The organism is Streptomyces sp. NPDC028419 (genome assembly GCF_055565515.1).
The window spans coordinates 224,345-240,624 of record NZ_JBVHUE010000004.1 but is presented as its reverse complement, the minus strand read 5'-3'; the positions used below and the strand labels follow the sequence as shown (position 1 = coordinate 240,624).

Here is a 16,280-nt window from a genome sequence, read left to right as displayed (position 1 = left end):
GCACTCCGAGGCCACCCCGAGGAGGTCTGCCCTTGCGGGCTCAAGCGCTTCGTCAGGCGTTGACGCAGGTGGTGCCGAAGGCCGGGTTGAGCAGCGCGATCAGGTTCACGGTGTTGCCGCAGACGTTGACCGGGACGTGGACCGGCACCTGGAGCAGGTTGCCGGACAGGACGCCGGGGGAACCGACGGCCTTGCCATCGGCGTTCGCGTCCGCCATGGCGGGGGCGGCGGCACCGACGGCCATCAGAACGCCGGCGGCCAGCACGATTGCCTTCTTGTACGTCATGAGAATTTCGATCCTTTCCCGCAGAGGCGTATCCACTGCATGAATAACAACGAGTGGTCCAGGGAAAAGAAACCGCGGGATCCGGGAAAGTCGGTGCGGTCCCCGTGGCCGGATCGAATTCACCCCGATGCCGGTGGTGTTCCGGAGCGGCGAGAATGCGCAGGATAAGTCGCGCATTCCCGCCGCTCCGGATACAAGGCGGGGCCGCCGCGACCCGAAGGTGCGGCGGCCCCGACTGTGCGTCCTGCGATCAGCTGCCGCTGGAGACGTTGCCCGAGAGGACCGGGATGTTGTCCAGGATGTGCGAGAGCGGCTCGTCGCCCTTGGCCTGGGTGGAGTTCTCGGTGCACTGCTGGTTCATCGGGTTGGACAGGACCGGGATGTCCTGGACGCCGACGTTCACCAGGGCCAGCACCGACTGCACGTTGGCCTTGGCCGGCAGGGCGATGCAGGGCTTGTTGAGCGAACCCTGGACCAGGGCCATCTGCGGGCTCATGTTGCCGTAGGTGGCCTGGTTGCCGTAGATCTGCGCCGAGTTGTTGCCGTTGGTGGTGTTGACGCCGTTGTCGTTCCCGATAGCCATCGCCTGCGGGGCCATGGCCGCACCCATGCCCACGACGGAGGCGGCAACAGCCGCGGTGGCCATCATCTTCTTGATCACAATCGTCCCTTTTCTGCAAGATTGCCCGGTACAGGAGCACCCGGAACAACGGCCCCGCCCCGGTGGGGGTTGCGTGGCTTCACTCGGATGCCGACGTTTCGGGCGGCACGGTTGACGGTCAGGCGTTCACACAGGTGGCGCCGAAAGCCGGGTTCAGCAGGCCGACCAGGTTCACGGTGTTGCCGCAGACGTTGATCGGAACGTCGACGGGGACCTGGAGCATGTTGCCGCTGAGCACGCCCGGAGAGCCCGCGGCCACGCCGTGGGCGGAGGCGCCGTCGCCGCCGTGCGCGGAGGCGAGGCCCGCGCCGCCCATCAGCATCGCTGCGCCCGCGACCGCCAGCGTGGTGCCGCGCATCAGCCTCTTCTTCATCTCCGTTATCCCTTTCGGTTCGAACAATGGTGCACCCGCATAACGACGTGCCATCCGGGAGGGTGCGTGGTATCGCCCGAAAGGCCGTACGCGCGAGTCCGGCGTGATTTCCAGCTTGATTTCTGACAAAGTTCAGTCCTGTTTTGTCCCCTTGATCGAAAATGGAGACAGGGTCATGGGTTCCTCCCGCAGAATCCTCGGTGCGCTCGCCCTGCTGTCCTGCCTCGCACTTTCGGTGAACGTTTCTGCGGCAGGTGCCGCGGGCTCGCCCCCGAAGGCTCCGACGCAACGGGAAAAGGCCCGTATCCCCTTCACCCAGCGTTATCAGGCCGCGCTGCACGGCGGCCTCGTGCGGGCCTCCAACGCCGGCATCGGCTGCCGCCAGGAGGAGTCCTCGCAGGCCGAGTCGTGCGAGGACGTCAAGCGCGGCGCCGCCGGGGTGAACGGCGACTTCGAGATGTTCTACAGCGAGGTCGACAAGGACCCCGACACCTACAACTCCACCCGTGCCGAGCTGAAGATCCCCAAGGGGGCGAAGGTCGCGTACGCCCGCCTGTACTGGGGCGGGAACCTGCGCGTGGGGGAGCAGAAGCCGCCGGAGGACAGCGGTCGGGTGCTCGTCGCCGAACCGGGCGGCGCGTACAAGGAAGTGCTGGCGGACACCGTGATCGGGCACCGTTCCGACGCGGGCAGCGACGCCTACCAGGCGTCGGCCGACGTCACCCCGATGATCCGCAAGGGGGGCGCCGGGATGTGGACGGTGGCCCAGCTGAACATCGCCATGGGGAACTCCCCGGTGGGCGCGTGGGGCGGCTGGACGCTGGTCGCGGCCTACGAGCAGCCGCAGGAGCCGCTGCGTCGGGTCGCGGTGTGGGACGGCTTCGAGGAGCTGCGGGCCGGGGCCGGCGCGCAGGCCGCCGAGACCGTGGAGGTCGCCGGCCTGGACGCGCCCGTCGGAGCGACGGGCAAGGTCGGGGTGGTCGGTTACGACGGGGACCGCGGGGTCCTCGGGGACTCGCTCACAGTGACCGCGGACAGCGGCCGGCGGTTGAACCTGAGTGACGGAGAGAACCCGTTCAACGACGTGATGAATTCGACCATCACCGATTTCGGGCATTCAGCGTCAGTACGACAGCCTGAAAATATGAATAATCTCGGATATGACGCGGACGTGTTCGACCTGAGTCCCGCCCTGTCCGGTGGTGCCCGCAATCTGACCTTCAGGTTCACGGGCGAAAGCCAGGGCCATTTCCTCGGTGTGCTCTTCGTTCAGACAGACGCGCGCCGCTGATCGCAGGAGACCGCTCCACGTGCCGTCAGAAAAACTGCCGGAGCATGTGTCAGAACATGTGACCGTCTTCCATCTCGTCCAGCCCGTGGAGGGCGGTGTCGCACGCGTCGTCATCGACCTCGTCCGCGCCCAGACCGCCACGGGACTGCGCGTCGTCGTCGGCTGCCCCGACGGCGGACAGCTCGCCGACGGCGCCCGGGAAGCCGGGGCCGAGGTGCTCGCCTGGCGGGCCGGGCGCTCGCCCGGCCCCGGGCTCGCCGCCGAGGTCGCGGGCGCTGCCCGGCTGGTCCGCCGGGCCCGCCCCGACCTGCTGCACGCGCACAGCGCCAAGGCGGGACTGGCCGGGCGGCTCGCCGTGCGCGGCGCGCTGCCCACCGTCTTCCAGCCGCACGCCTGGTCCTTCGACGCGGCCGGCGGAACCACCGGAGCGCTCGCCCTGCGCTGGGAGCGCTTCGGTGCCCGGTGGGCCGACCGGGTGCTCTGCGTCAGCGAGGCCGAACGGCGCGCGGGCGAGTCGGCGGGCATCACCGCGCGCTGGTCCGTGATCCGCAACGGCGTGGACCTCGACCACTTCCGCCCCGGCGGCCGGGGCGGCGCCGACCGCGCCTCCCAGGACCGGGACAAGAAGGAGGCCCGCGCGGGGCTCCCGCTGCCCGCCGGCTTCGCGGACGAGGGACCGCTCGCCGTCTGCGTCGGCAGGATCTGCCAGCAGAAGGGCCAGGACGTGCTGCTGCGTGCCTGGCCCGAGCTGCGCGGCACGGTCGCGGGGGCGCGCCTGGTCCTGGTCGGCGACGGCCCCGACACCGAACGGCTGCGCCGGACCGCACCCCCCGGTGTGCACTTCGCCGGAGCCGCCGCGGACATCCGACCGTGGCTTCGGGCCGCCGATCTCGTTGTACTTCCGTCGCGGTGGGAAGGGATGGCGCTCGCCCCGCTCGAAGCCATGGCCTGTGGTCGCCCGGTCCTGGTCTCCGACGTGAGCGGCGCCCGGGAGAGCCTGCCGCCAGGCCAGGGCGGCTCGTGCCTGGTGCCGCCGGAGGACCCGACGGCGCTGGCGAAGGCGCTCGCTCGGTTGCTGGCAGAACCGCGGCTGCTCGCCGAGTTGGGCGAGCGGGCGCAGCAGCACGCGCGGACCGAGTTCGACGTGCGGCGGACCACGGACGCGGTCACCGGCCTGTACCACGAACTGCTGGGCAGGCCCCGGCCCTTGAACCAGGAGCGCATCAGCCGATGACGATGGACAGCGCACACGCCCGGCCCACCGGGCAGAGCGGTACGGGGCCCGCGGGCACCACCGCGGTCCGGCGCTCCACGGCCGCCATCCACCCGCCCCGCGGCCCCAAGGTCGAACAGGCCCGGCCCGTCCTGCGCCCGCAGCGGGTCCGCCGCCGCGACGGGATCGGCCCGCTGCTGACCGTCGACGCGCTGGCCGCGGTGCTCACCACGACCGCCCTGCCCGGGCTGGGCCTGCCCGGGCAGGCGGCCGCCCCGATCGCCCTCCTCACGGCCGCGCTGCACGCCCAGGCCGGGCTCTACCGGCCCCGGCTGGCCCCCTCGGCGCTGCTCGAACTGCCCACGCTGGCCGGCCGGGCCGCGGTGCTGTGGTGCGGGGTCGCCGCCGTGGTGGCCGCCGTCGCGCCGCAGCGGGCCCTCGGCTGGAACCTCCTGCTCGCCTGCGTCTGCCTGCACTTCCTCCTCGCCTGCGCGGGGCGCGGGCTGGTCAACCAGATCCGCCGGCGCACGGCCGTACGCGCCCCCCGCTCGGCCCTGGTCGTCGGACCCGGCGCGGGAGCGGGCGCAGTGGCCGCCGCCCTGCAGGGGCGCCCCGAGTACGGGCTGCGCCCGGTGGGGCTGGCCGACACCGCCGGCGGCGCCGACGACGTCACCGGATCCGGCCTGCCCCTGCTGGCCACCCACGAGGACATCCGGCGCGCGGTCATCCAGAACTCCGTGCGCCACGCGGTCTTCACCCGCCCGCCGGAGGCCGACGAGCGCACCGCCTCGCTGGTGCGGCTCTTCCACGACCACGGCTGCCGCCTGTGGCTCGCCGACCCGGCCGGCACCGCCAAGGTCACCGGCATGCGGGTGGCGCAGCCCGCGGACCACCTGTGGGGGTACGCCGTACAGCCGATGCTGCCGCGTCCGGCCCGCACGCTGGAGCGCCTCGGCAAGCGGATCATCGACTCCGCCCTCGCCGCCCTCGCGCTCTGCGCCGCGGCGCCCGTCATGGGCGTGTGCGCGCTGGCCGTACGGCTCAGCGACGGACCGGGGGTGATCTTCCGTCAGGAGCGCGTGGGCCTGTACGGGCGCCCCTTCACCCTGCTCAAGTTCCGCACCCTGCGTCCGGCCGACGAACACGAGTCCGCCACCCGCTGGACCGTCGCCAACGACAACCGGATGGGGCCCGTCGGCTCCTTCCTGCGCAAGTCCTCGCTCGACGAGCTGCCCCAGCTGTGGAACGTGCTGCGCGGTGACATGAGCCTGGTCGGGCCCCGACCGGAACGGCCCTTCTTCGTCGCCAAGTTCGCCAGCGTCCACCCCGGTTACGAGGCCCGCCACCGGATGCCCGTCGGCATCACCGGCCTGGCCCAGATCAACGGGCTGCGCGGGGACACCTCCATCGAGGACCGGGCCCGCTTCGACAACCACTACATCGACACCTGGTCGCTCTGGCAGGACCTGTGGATCCTGGCCCGCACCGCGGCCTCCTTCTTCCGCTTCCGGCTGGGAGGCAGCTGAGCATGAGCACCGCCCACGCCTCACCCCCGATCCGCTTCGACCTCCCCGGCGCCCTGCGCCGGCACTGGCCGCTGCTGCCGCTCGCCGCGACCGTCCTGCTGCTGTGCGCCCCGCTGCCCGCGGGGGACGCGACCGCCTCCGGCAAGGTCACCCCGGCCGACGCGGCCTCGCTGCTGCTGGTGCTGTGCTGCGCGGTGCAGGCCCTGCGCGGGCAGACCCGCCGGCTGAGCGCGCTCGGCGCCTTCCTGCTCGGGCTGCCCGCCGCCGGGCTGGCCGTCGCCACGGTGACCGCCGCCGATCCCTACGCGGCGCTGCCCGGCTTCGTGCGCTACCTCCAGGTGTTCGTGCTGGTCCCGGCCGCCGTGGTGCTGTTGCTGCGCGACGCGCGGGAGTTCCGGCTCGCCGGGGGGTGCTTCGTGGCGCTGGCGCTGGTCCAGGGCGCGGTGGGCGTCGTCCAGTTCGCCACCCACACCGGGGCCTCCTACCAGGGCGCGGACATCCGGGCGGTGGGCACCTTCGGCCCCGGCGACGTCATGGGCATGGCCACCGTGGTGGCGTACGGGCTGATCATCGCCACCGCCGCCGCGCTGACCCCCACGCTCACGCACCGGGTCCGGCGCGCGGCCACCGTCTCGGCGCTGGCCCTGCTCGTCCCGCTCGGGCTGTCCTTCAGCCGCGGCGCGTGGATCGCGACCGTCGGCGCCGGGCTCGTCGTGATGCTGATGGCCGGGGTGCGGCGGGCGCTGAAGGTGATCGTGGCGCTCGGCGCGGCCGCGGTGGTGCTGGTCGGTGGTCTCGGCTTCGGCTCCGAGATGATCAGCGAGCGGCTCAGCTCCATCACCCAGGTCTCCAGCGCCCCCGACCAGTCGGTGACCGACCGCTACACGATGTGGGCCGCCGCCGAATCCATGTGGCGCGAGCGCCCGGCCGCCGGGGTCGGCCTCAAGGGCTTCCCCGCCAACCGCGACAGCCACTCCTCGCTGGGGCTGTCCTCGGGGAGCGACACGGCCGGCGCCGGCCAGGGCTTCATCCGCCAGCCGCTGCTCTCCCCGCACAACATGTACCTGCTGGTCCTCAGCGAGCAGGGGCTGATCGGGCTGACCGCGCTCGCGGGCGGCTGGGCGGCGCTGCTCGTCGCCGGGGTACGGCGGGTGCTCGCCCCGGATCCGGCCGCTCGCCGGATCCGGGACTGCGGGCTCGTCGCGGTCGGCCTCTTCGTCTGGCAGCTGACCGACTTCCTGTACGCCGACATCGGCGGCCCCTCCACCGTCCTCACCGGAGTGATCATCGGCCTGGCCGCGTGGTGGGCGCTCCCGTCCCCGACCGCTGACGGCGCCGTGGACCGCGCGGCCGCCGCGTGACCGATACGACGCCCGAGACGGGCGCCCGGAGGCCCGCTCCCGCCCCTGTGGCCGGGGCGGGCCCCGCCCACGTTCCCGCCGGAACCCGCGCCCCGGGGGAGGACCAGGCGCCGGCGGCACTGCCTCCCGGGGCCCCCGCCCCGGCACCCGGCCCGGGCCGCGGGCACATCCTCGGCACCGGCCCCAACACCGGCCTGCGGCCGCCGCAGCCCGGTCACGTCCCCGCCGGTCTGGCCCCCGCCGGTCTCGCCCCCGCCGGTCTCGTCCGCGCGGGCGGCCCGACCCGGCCCGCGGCGCGCCGTACGGCCGTACGGGAGGCCGAGCCGCCGGCGGACGGCCCCGCCGCACCGGGCGCGCGCCGCGCGGCGGGCCGGCCCGGCGGGCCCACCGGAGCCGCCGCGCGCCCGGGCGGGCCGGACGACGGCGACCCCGGCGCGGGGGCCCCGCTCGGGCGCTTCCTCGCCAAGGCCGCGGCCGTCACCGCCGGACTCACCGCCGCCGGGGCCGTCTTCGGGCTGTTCCGGGACCAGACCATCGCGCACCTCTTCGGCGCCGGGCACGACAGCGACGCCTTCCTGATCTCCTGGACCGTCCCGGAGATGGCCTCGACCCTGCTGATCGAGGACGCCATGGCCCTGCTCATGGTGCCCGCCTTCAGCCACGCCCTGGCCCGGCGCGCGGCCACCCGGACCGGACTGACCCGCAAGCAGGCCCGCGCCCAGGACCCCGTACGGCTGCTGGTCGGGGCGACCCTGCCGCGGCTCGCCGTCCTCCTCGCGGCCGTGGCCTGCGTGCTCGTCGTCGCCGCGCCGCTCGTCGTCGCCGTGCTCGCCCCCGGGCTGCCGGACCCCGAACTCGCCATCCAGTGCACCCGGCTGACCGCGCTCACCGTCCTCTCCTTCGGCATCGCGGGCTACTTCAGCGCCGCGCTGCGCGCCCACCGCTCCTTCGTGCCCCCGGCCGCGATCTACGTCGCCTACAACATCGGGATCATCGGCGGGATGCTGGCCCTGCACGCGGTGTGGGGGGTGCGGGCGGCCGCCGCGGGCGTCGCCGTCGGCGGCTTCCTCATGGTCCTCGCCCAACTGCCCGCCTTCATCCGCCACGTCGGCTTCGGCCCGCCCCGCGCCAAGGGCGCCAGCCGCCGCCAACAGGGCCGCGACCGGCCCACCCTGATCGCCTTCGGCGTGATCGCCCCGGTCATCTTCTTCGCGGTGTTCCGCCAGTCCCAGGTCCTCGTCGAGCGGTTCCTGGCCGCCTCCCTGCCGCCCGGCGCGATCTCGCACCTGAACTACGCGCAGAAGGTCGCGCAGATGCCGATGGTGCTCTCGCTGATGATCTGCACGGTCACCTTCCCCGTGGTCGCCCAGGCCATGGCCGGCGGCGAGCGCGAGAAGGCCCGCCGCCGCGTCGAACAGGACCTCGCGCTCGCCTCCCTCGCCGTCCTGATGGGCACCGCGCTCGTCATCGGCTACGCGCCCCAGATCATCCAGGTCCTCTTCGAACGCGGCGCCTTCACCCACCAGGACACCCTCGCCACCGCCTCCGTCATGCGGGTCTACGGCATCGGACTCCTCGGCCACTGCCTCGTCGGGGCGCTGAGCCGGCCCTTCTTCTCGACCGCCCGGCCCACCTGGTTCCCGGCGCTCGCGATGGGCGCCGGACTCCTCGTCAACATCGTCGCCGGGGCCTTCGCGGTCGGCTGGTGGGGGACCTACGGGATCGCCGCCGCCAACGCCGCGGGCATCTCCACCACCGCGGCCCTGCTCCTCACCGGCCTCGGCTCGCGGATCGTCGCGATCCAGGTCCGCCGGGTCGCCACCAGCATCGGCCGGCTCGCCGTCGCGGCCGCCGCGGCCTGTGGCACCGGCTGGATCGCGGGTCCCCTCATCCCCGACCCCCTGCTCAGCGCCGCGCTCGGCGCGCTGCTGGTCCCGGCCATGTTCGGGGCCTCCGGCATGGCCATACGGGCGCTGGAAATCACCGCCCTGCCCGCCCTGATCACCCAGAGGTTCCGTCATGTCCGCTGACACCGACACGGCGCCCACCGCCGCGACGGCCCCCGCCCGCAAGGCCGCCCACGGCTCGCCGTGGGTCCTCATGTACCACTCGGTGGCCGAGTTCACCGACCCCGCCGAGGACCCCTACGGCATCACCGTCACCCCCGACGCCCTGGCGGCCCAGCTCGCCTGGCTGCGCTCGCGCGGCCTGCGCGGGGTCTCGGTCGGCGAACTGCTGCGGGCCCGCGCGCACGGCCGGGCCGCCGGACTGGTCGGCCTGAGCTTCGACGACGGCTACACCGACTTCCTCACCCGGGCCCTGCCGCTGCTCCAGCGGCACGGCTGCACCGCCACCCTGTTCGTGCTGCCCGGGCGGCTCGGCGTGGACAACGTGTGGGACCCGCTGGGCCCGCGCAAGCCGCTGCTGAGCGCCGAGGGGATCCGCGCGGTCGCCGAGGCGGGCCAGGAGATCGGCTCGCACGGACTGCTCCACCAGCACCTGACCGACGTACCCGACGACGTCCTCCAGCAGGAGCTGCGCGGCAGCCGCGAACTGCTGCGGGAGCTGACCGGCACCCTGCCCGAAGGATTCTGCTACCCGTACGGATCCCTCGACGCCCGGGTCGTCGAGGCGACCCGGGCGGCCGGCTACCACTACGCGTGCGCCATCGACCCCGGGGCGTTCGCCGGCCCGCACGCCCTGCCCCGCACCCACGTCAGCCAGGCCGACGGCGCGGGCCGACTGCGGATCAAGCGGCTGCGCCACCAGGTCGCCGAAGTGCGCCGGGCGGTGCTCCGGTGAAGACGCTCAAGGCACTCCACATCATCACCGGGCTCGGCGTCGGCGGCGCCGAACAGCAACTGCGGCTGCTGCTGCGCCACCTGCCGATGCGGTGCGACGTACTGACCCTCACCAACCCCGGGCCCGTCGCGGAGGGGCTGCGGGCGGACGGGGTCCGCGTGGTCAACCTCGGCATGCGCGGCAACCGCGACCTGGGGGCCCTGCCGCGCCTGGTGAAGTTCATCCGGCGCGGCGAGTACGACCTGGTGCACACCCACCTCTACCGGGCCTGCGTGTACGGCCGGCTCGCCGCCAAGATCGCCGGCGTCGGGGCGACGGTGGCCACCGAACACTCCCTCGGCAGCGGTGAGATCGAGGGCCGCCCGCTCACGGGCGGGGTACGGGCCCTGTACCTGGCGAGCGAGAAGCTCGGCGCGGCGACGGTCGCCGTCTCGGACACGGTGGCGGCGCGGCTGGAGGGCTGGGGGGTCCCCGCGGCCCGCGTGCACGTCGTACCGAACGGGATCGAGGCGGTCCGCTTCCGCTTCGACGCATCGGTGCGCCGCGCCACCCGCGGCCGCACCGGCCTGCCGGAGCGGGCGTTCGTGGTCGGCGGGGTCGGACGGCTCGTACCGGGCAAGCGCTTCGACGTCCTGGTGCGCGCGGTGGCGGCGCTCCCTGGCGCGCACCTGCTGCTCGCCGGCGACGGGCCCGAACGGCCCGCGCTGCGGCTGCTCGCCGCCGAACTCGGCGCCCAGCACCGCATCCACCTGCTGGGCGAGCGCGACCCGCTCGGCGACAGCGGCGACGGGCGCACCCCCGGCATCCCCGCCTTGCTCGCGGCCATGGACGTCTTCGTCTCGCCCTCGCGGGAGGAGGCCTTCGGGCTGGCGGTGGTCGAGGCGCTGGCCGCCGGGCTGCCCGTACTGCACGTCACCTGCCCGGCGATCGACGACCTGCCCGCGACGCAGGCCCCCGGCGCCCGCCGGATCGGCCCCGGGCAGGAGGAGCTGATCGCGGCCCTGCGCGGCCACATGGAGGCCGGCGCCCGGCGGCTGCCGCCGCCACCGGTGGTCCGCCGCTACGACATCGCGCGCAGCGCCGAACAGCTCCTGCACGTCTACGCGCGGGCCCTCGGCCCCACCCGGCTGCCGGCCCCCGCCAAGCCGGCCGCACGGGCCGGCGACCCGGTCGACACGAACCACCGGACCCGCACACCGCGGGCACCGGAAACCGAACTCCCCTCGACGAGGAAGTGAGCACGCACATGGCCGAGACCCCCGACCACAAGAAGTCCGACCGCACGCCGGAGAAGGACCCGGCGCCCCGCGGGCGGCGGGGGCACCGCGTGGCGGGCCGGCTGCGGCCGCTGCCGCTCTGGTGGCCGCTGCCCGCATGCGCCGTGCTGGGCCTGGCCGCGGGCGGGGCGTACGGGGTGCTGAAGGCCCCCGAGTACGCCGCCACCAGCTACGTCGTCGCCGTCCCGAACGACACCACCGAACCGGCGACCGCCCTCGGCTTCGCCCAGGCCTACGCCCGCATCGCCACCAGCAGCTCCACCCTCGCCTACGCCCAGCCGCGCGCGGGCCTCGGCGTCGCGCAGCTGCGCGCGCAGGTCCGCGCGGAGACCTCCCCCGAGTCCCCGATGATCGCGATCACCGGCACCTCGCGGACCGCCTCCGGCGCCGCCGACATCGCCAACGCGGTGGCCGACGCGCTGTCGCTGAGCAGCAACCAGGCCGCGAAGAACACCGGCGTCCAGCTGCTCCTCTTCAACCAGGCCGTCGCCCCCAGCGACCCCGCCTCGCCGTCCGCCCCGCTCAGCGGAGCCGTCGGGCTGTGCGCGGGCGGGCTGATCGGCGGGCTGTGGCTGCTGGCCAAGCCCGGCCGCAGGCGCCGTACGGACGAGGCGGCGGCCGTCGGCGGACCCGCCGAGTCCGGCTACGTGACCTCGCTGCCCGCCCAGGGCGAGGCCGCCGACGCCACCGCCTCCGCGAAGGAGAAGGAGCCGGTGCGTTGAGCGCGGGCTCCACCGGGGCCCTGTCGGTGACGCTGTGCCGCGACCCCCGGCAGTTCGCCGCGCTGGAGGAGCCGTGGAACCGGCTCGTGCGCAGCTGCCCCACCGCCACCCCCTTCCAGAGTCACGCCTGGCTGCACTCCTGGTGGCTGTCCTACGGCCGGGAGGGGCGGCTGCGCGTCCTCCTGGTCCGGCGCGGGGACGAGCTCGTCGGCGCGGCCGCGCTGATGCTCGTCCACCGGCCGCTGCCGCTGCTCGTGCCGCTCGGCGGGGGCATCACCGACTACTTCGACGTCCTGGCCGACGCCCGGTGCGCCGACGAGGTCGTCCCCGCGCTCGCGCGCGGCCTGCACCGGGCCGCCCGCGGCGCGGTGGTCGACCTGCGCGAGGTGCGGCCCGGCGCCGCGGCCGAGCGGCTCTACGGGCACTGGTCCGGCGCCCGTACCAAGCTGGCCGACTCCACCTGCATGGAGCTGCCCGCGCTGCCCTTCGACGAGCTGGTCAAGCGGATGCCGAAGGCGGGCGCCCAGCGGGTGCGCGCCAAGCTCCGCAAGACCGACGCGGCGGGCATCGAGGAGCGCGAGGTCACCGAGGAGGAGGTGCCGCACGCGGTGCGCACCTTGCTGCGGCTGCACGAGAAGCAGTGGCGCGGCCGCGGGGTCACCCCCGAGCACCTCAGGCCCCGCTTCGCCGAGCACCTGACCCGGGCCACCCGGCGGATGGTGCGCCGCGGGGAGGGCAGGCTGACCGAGTTCCGGCTGGAGGGCAGGGTCGTGGCCGCGAACGTCACGCTGCTGTCGGCGGGGCTGAGCGGGGGCTACCTGTACGGGGCCGACCCCGGGCTGCGGGACAAGAAGGTGGACGTGGCGACCCTGTTGCTGCGCCACGAGGCGGGGCGGGCGCTCGCGGAGGGCCGGCCGGTGGTCAGCTTCCTGCGCGGGTCCGAACCGTACAAGAACCACTGGCGCCCCGAAGTCGTGGTCAACCAGCGGTTCTTGCTGGCCACGGCCGCGCTCGCGCCCCTGCTGCGACTGCACGAGTCGCAGCTGACGGGGCGCGGGCGGGCGGTGGAGGCGCTGCGCGAGTCCCTGCCGGCGGCCCGGGACTGGCGGGCGCGGCTGAACGAACTACGCGTCCGGTGACGCCGGTCCCCTCGCCGTGGCCGCGGCCGCGGCTAGAACGGCCACCAGTTGCTGTCCTCGCCCAGGTCGATCTTGACGCAGACCGACTGTTTGCCGACCAGCTTGGACAGCCACTCGCCGAAGTTGATCGGGACGCACCACTCCTTCGGGGCGGCCGGCGGCTTGGGGGCCACCGGGGGTGTGACCGGCGAGGGCACCGGCGCGGGCGAGGGCGCCTCGGGCAGCGGCACGGCCGGGGACGGCGACTGCGGCAGCGGGACCACGACCGGGGCCTCGGGGCTGGGTGCGACCGGGCTGGGCGCGACCGGGCTCGGGACCTCGGGGCTGGGTGCGACCGGGCTGGGCGCGATCGGGCTCGGGGCCTCCGGGCTGGGTGCGACCGGGCTCGGTGCGACCGGGCTCGGGGCCTCGGGGCTGGGCGCGACCGGCGAAGGGACCAGGGGCGACGGCTCCGGGAAGGGGCTGGGCGCCTCGGGCGACGGGACCTCGGGCGACGGGACCACGGGCGAGGGAACGACCGGCGACGGGACGACGGGCGACGGGACGACCGGCGACGGGAGGACGGGCGGGACCTCGGGCGAGGGCACGGCCGGGCTCGGGGCTTCGTGGCTGGGTGTGGGCAGCTGCGGGGTCGGGACGGCCGGCGTGGGCACGACCGGGGTCGGGATGACCGGGGTCGGGATCACGGGCGTCGGGATGACCGGCGTCGGGATCACGGGCGTCGGCAGCGGGTTCGGCCGGGTGGTCAGCGCGTCGCGGAACACCCGCGAGGAGCGCGGGTTCTGCTTGCACTGCCACACGCCGTGCGGGCAGTAGTCCGTGATGGTGTGGTAGATCGGCTTCTGCTCCTCGATCCACCGCAGCATGCGCCGCACGTACTCCGGATTGTCCCCGCGCCGGAAGAGCCCCCACTCCGGGTAGGAGATCCGTTTGCCGTGTGCCCTCGCGAAGTCGACGTGCTGCTGGAGCCCGTACGGCTGGCTGACCTGGTCGTCGAAGGTGACGCCGGGCCCCTGGTCGTAGGAGTCCATCCCGATGATGTCGACGACGTCGTCACCGGGGTAGCACTTGGTCCAGCCGATGGCGTCCGTGCCGCGGTTCGGCGCGAAGTCGAACTGGAACTCCTGGCCGGGCACCGAGCGCATCGCGGTCACGATGCGCTTCCAGTACGCCTTCCAGCGCTCCGGGTCGGGCCCGCAGCGGTGGGTGTAGGTGGTGCCGTTCATCTCCCAGCCGAGCACGACGACCGTGTCCGGCACGCCGAGGGACACGAGCCGCTCGGCGAGCTTCTTGAAGTGCCCGTCGAAGTCGCCGTCCGCGCCCGCGCGGATCAGCCGGGCCACTTGGTAGTCCGGGATCCGGCCCTCGTTGCGCTCCTGCATGGGCACGTTGAGGACGAACATCCGGTCCTTCTCGGCCCGGCGCCAGGCGGCCCAGTCCTCCAGGAAGTCGGTGCCCTCGATGTTGGACCACCGGTCGCCGGGCAGGTAGGTGTGCCCGACCCGGATCTCCCTGCCGCCCAGCCAGCGCGACAGGAACGGGATCCGCGCCACGCCCGACGGGCCGTAGTCGAGATAGGCGCCCATCGCGCTGTCGGAGCCGGCCCTGTCGTCGTCCTTCTCGGGTGCCGCGAGCGCGGCGCCGGTGGCGAGCAGTCCGGCCGTGACCGTACCGACGCAGGTGCTCACCAATCTGCGGTGTGGTCTGGACATGGCGTCTCCCGAGCTTCCCCGAATCGGTGTGCTTACCAAAGACGTTAGGCATCACATCTGACGAATGGCCTGTCCGGTGGCCGCAGCGTAGGCCATTCGCAGCTGCGCACTCTCTCCGCTTGGTCCGACTAGGTGAAAGACACCGTTTCCATGCACGCGTTCGCCAGCCATGTGCCCGCTGTTCTGCTCAGACTCGACCGGAATCCGTTCCACCACGGAACCCTCGGCGCCGTCAGATCCCTTGGGCGCAGGGGCGTGGAGGTCCATGCCGTCGTCGAGACCGGGGGAGGTCCCATGGGTCGCTCGCGCTACTTGCGCGCGGTGCACCCCGGTCCGTCCGGCGGGCTCGACCCCGAACGCCCCGAGGAACTGCTGGAGTGCCTGACCGGTGTCGCGGAGCGGATCGGCCGTCCCGCGGTGCTCATCGCCATGGACGACCTGAGCGCCATCGCGGTGTCACGGATCGCGCCGATGCTCCAGGACCGCTTCCGGATCCCCCATCAGCCCGACGGCCTGCCGGCCCGGGTGGCCGACAAGGCGGAGCTCTCGCGGCTCTGCGCGCGCTGGGAGATCCCGCACCCGGAGACGGTGATCCCGGCGAGCGGGGCCGAGGCGGCCGAGGCCGCCTGGCGGCTCGGACTGCCGGTGGTCGCCAAGTGGAGCCGCCCCTGGCTGCTGCCGGCGGGCGACGGCCTGCGCAGCACCACGCTGGTGCACACCGCGGCCGAGGCGCGCCGGCTGTACGAGCGGTCCGCGGCGGCCGGCAGCCCGCTGCTGCTCCAGCGGTTCCTGCCCGCCGGGCCCGACACGGACTGGTTCTTCCACGGCTGCTTCACCCGGGACGGGCACCCGCTGCTCGTCGGCTCGGGGCGCAAGGAGCTGTCGTGGCCGGTGCGTACGGGGCTCACGGCGATGGGCCGTTGGCTGCCCGACCCGGCGGTGGAGGAGGCGGGGCTGCGGCTCGCGCGGCGGCTCGGCTACCAGGGGATCCTCGACCTGGACTTCCGGCGGGACGAGCGGGGGTGCTTCCGGCTGGTCGACTTCAACCCCCGGCCCGGCGCGCAGTTCCGGCTCTTCACCGACGGGGCCGGGCTGGACGTCGTACAGGCGCTCTACCTGGATCTGACGGGGCAACGGGTACCGGAGCCGGTGGGCGGTCCGGGGCGGGTCTTCGTCGCGGAGAACTACGCGCTGCTGGCGGGGCTGCGGGGGCCGCTGCCGCAGCGGCGGTCGGCCGCCGCGGTGGCCGCGGCGGTTCCGGCCGTGCCGCCGGCTCCGGCTCCGGTCCAGGCCCCGGCTCCGACCCCCGCTCCGGCCGCCGCGGCCGCGACGATCCCGGCGCAGGAGACCGCGCCCGGGGCGGCGGGGCGGTCCGGCCGGGCCGGTGGGGTCGCTCGGCCCGGGCCGGTGCGGGCCGCGCCGGCCGTCGAGCGGGGGCGGGTCGAGCTGGCCTGGTTCGCTGCCGACGACGTCCTGCCCTTCCTCGCGATGATCGCGGCCTTCCTGGGGCGCGGCGCCGGCAAGGGGGCGCGCGGGGCGTGGAACACGCTGAGCGGTGTCCCCGCGCGCGGGCGGCGCACGGCGCGCGCCGCGGCCCGCGCGCCCCGCCAGCGCGGCGGGCCCGAACGCGCCGCCCCGCCCGACGCGCGGGCCCCGGGCGCACCCCCGGGCGCCGCGGAGCGGAGCGGAACGGCCGAAACGACGGAAACGGCCGAAACGGCCGAGCCCGACGGGTTGGTGACGCGGTGACCGGATGATCCGGTGACGACCCGGGGCCCCGCCCCGGCGCCGTCCCCCGCCCCGCCCCCCGGGGGGGGGGGGGGGGGGGGGAGGGGGGGGGGGGGGAGGGGGGGGGGAGGAGGGGTGGGGCGGGGGTGGCCCGGGCCGCAGCGCGTCAGGGGCAGGTGACCGTCCAGG

At 74.5% G+C, this 16,280-nt stretch carries 14 protein-coding genes; 10 read left to right on the top strand and 4 right to left on the bottom strand.

Annotated elements, in window-relative coordinates; translation table 11 throughout:
- Positions 1-52 precede the first annotated feature (52 nt).
- From ACZ4UB_RS07230 to ACZ4UB_RS07220, 3 genes are all read right to left on the bottom strand, one after another.
- Entirely contained in the window at positions 53-286 is a 234-nt protein-coding gene (locus ACZ4UB_RS07230; RefSeq protein WP_468068818.1) for a chaplin, read from the bottom strand.
- Positions 287-536: 250 nt separating this feature from the next.
- A complete protein-coding gene (locus tag ACZ4UB_RS07225; protein WP_354380453.1) occupies positions 537-947 on the bottom strand; it encodes a rodlin in 411 nt (136 codons plus the stop codon).
- A gap of 118 nt (positions 948-1,065) precedes the next feature.
- The gene (locus ACZ4UB_RS07220) at positions 1,066-1,320 is read right to left on the bottom strand and encodes a chaplin (RefSeq protein WP_468068817.1); all 255 of its coding nucleotides are present in this window, start codon (positions 1,318-1,320) and stop codon (positions 1,066-1,068) included.
- 175 nt (positions 1,321-1,495) lie between these two features.
- On the opposite strand from ACZ4UB_RS07220, the gene ACZ4UB_RS07215 reads away from it, so the two are divergent.
- From ACZ4UB_RS07215 to ACZ4UB_RS07175, 9 genes are read left to right on the top strand one after another with little or no spacing between them, the layout of a single operon-like run.
- Entirely contained in the window at positions 1,496-2,611 is a 1,116-nt protein-coding gene (locus tag ACZ4UB_RS07215) for a DUF3344 domain-containing protein (protein ID WP_468068816.1), read from the top strand.
- Between the two features lie 46 nt (positions 2,612-2,657).
- On the top strand, positions 2,658-3,845 hold the full coding sequence (locus tag ACZ4UB_RS07210) for a glycosyltransferase family 4 protein (protein WP_468068815.1): 1,188 nt from the start codon (positions 2,658-2,660) through the stop codon (positions 3,843-3,845).
- Positions 3,842-5,350 (top strand): exopolysaccharide biosynthesis polyprenyl glycosylphosphotransferase, encoded by a 1,509-nt coding sequence (locus ACZ4UB_RS07205; protein WP_468068813.1) that lies wholly within the window; start codon positions 3,842-3,844, stop codon positions 5,348-5,350. The genes ACZ4UB_RS07210 and ACZ4UB_RS07205 overlap by 4 nt, the downstream gene beginning before the upstream one ends.
- A gap of 2 nt (positions 5,351-5,352) precedes the next feature.
- Positions 5,353-6,711: an O-antigen ligase family protein gene (locus ACZ4UB_RS07200; RefSeq protein ID WP_468068811.1), complete on the top strand. Its 1,359-nt coding sequence runs from the start codon at positions 5,353-5,355 to the stop codon at positions 6,709-6,711.
- Positions 6,708-8,741: a murein biosynthesis integral membrane protein MurJ gene (gene murJ / locus ACZ4UB_RS07195; RefSeq protein WP_468068810.1), complete on the top strand. Its 2,034-nt coding sequence runs from the start codon at positions 6,708-6,710 to the stop codon at positions 8,739-8,741. Before ACZ4UB_RS07200 ends, murJ begins: the two co-directional genes overlap by 4 nt.
- Complete coding sequence (locus ACZ4UB_RS07190) at positions 8,731-9,513, top strand: polysaccharide deacetylase family protein (protein WP_468068809.1); 783 nt, start codon at positions 8,731-8,733, stop codon at positions 9,511-9,513. The genes murJ and ACZ4UB_RS07190 overlap by 11 nt, the downstream gene beginning before the upstream one ends.
- A complete protein-coding gene (locus ACZ4UB_RS07185) occupies positions 9,510-10,751 on the top strand; it encodes a glycosyltransferase (RefSeq protein WP_468068808.1) in 1,242 nt (413 codons plus the stop codon). The genes ACZ4UB_RS07190 and ACZ4UB_RS07185 overlap by 4 nt, the downstream gene beginning before the upstream one ends.
- Positions 10,752-10,759: 8 nt before the next feature.
- A complete protein-coding gene (locus ACZ4UB_RS07180) occupies positions 10,760-11,512 on the top strand; it encodes a YveK family protein (RefSeq protein ID WP_468068806.1) in 753 nt (250 codons plus the stop codon).
- Positions 11,509-12,651 (top strand): GNAT family N-acetyltransferase, encoded by a 1,143-nt coding sequence (locus ACZ4UB_RS07175; protein WP_468068804.1) that lies wholly within the window; start codon positions 11,509-11,511, stop codon positions 12,649-12,651. Before ACZ4UB_RS07180 ends, ACZ4UB_RS07175 begins: the two co-directional genes overlap by 4 nt.
- 32 nt (positions 12,652-12,683) lie before the next feature.
- Here ACZ4UB_RS07175 and ACZ4UB_RS07170 read toward each other — a convergent pair whose 3' ends face one another.
- On the bottom strand, positions 12,684-14,363 hold the full coding sequence (locus ACZ4UB_RS07170) for a glycoside hydrolase family 26 protein (RefSeq protein ID WP_468068802.1): 1,680 nt from the start codon (positions 14,361-14,363) through the stop codon (positions 12,684-12,686).
- A 294-nt stretch (positions 14,364-14,657) separates the two neighbouring features.
- Here ACZ4UB_RS07170 and ACZ4UB_RS07165 point away from each other — a divergent pair, with 294 nt between their 5' ends.
- Positions 14,658-16,112 (top strand): carboxylate--amine ligase, encoded by a 1,455-nt coding sequence (locus tag ACZ4UB_RS07165; protein ID WP_468068801.1) that lies wholly within the window; start codon positions 14,658-14,660, stop codon positions 16,110-16,112.
- Positions 16,113-16,280 lie beyond the last annotated feature (168 nt).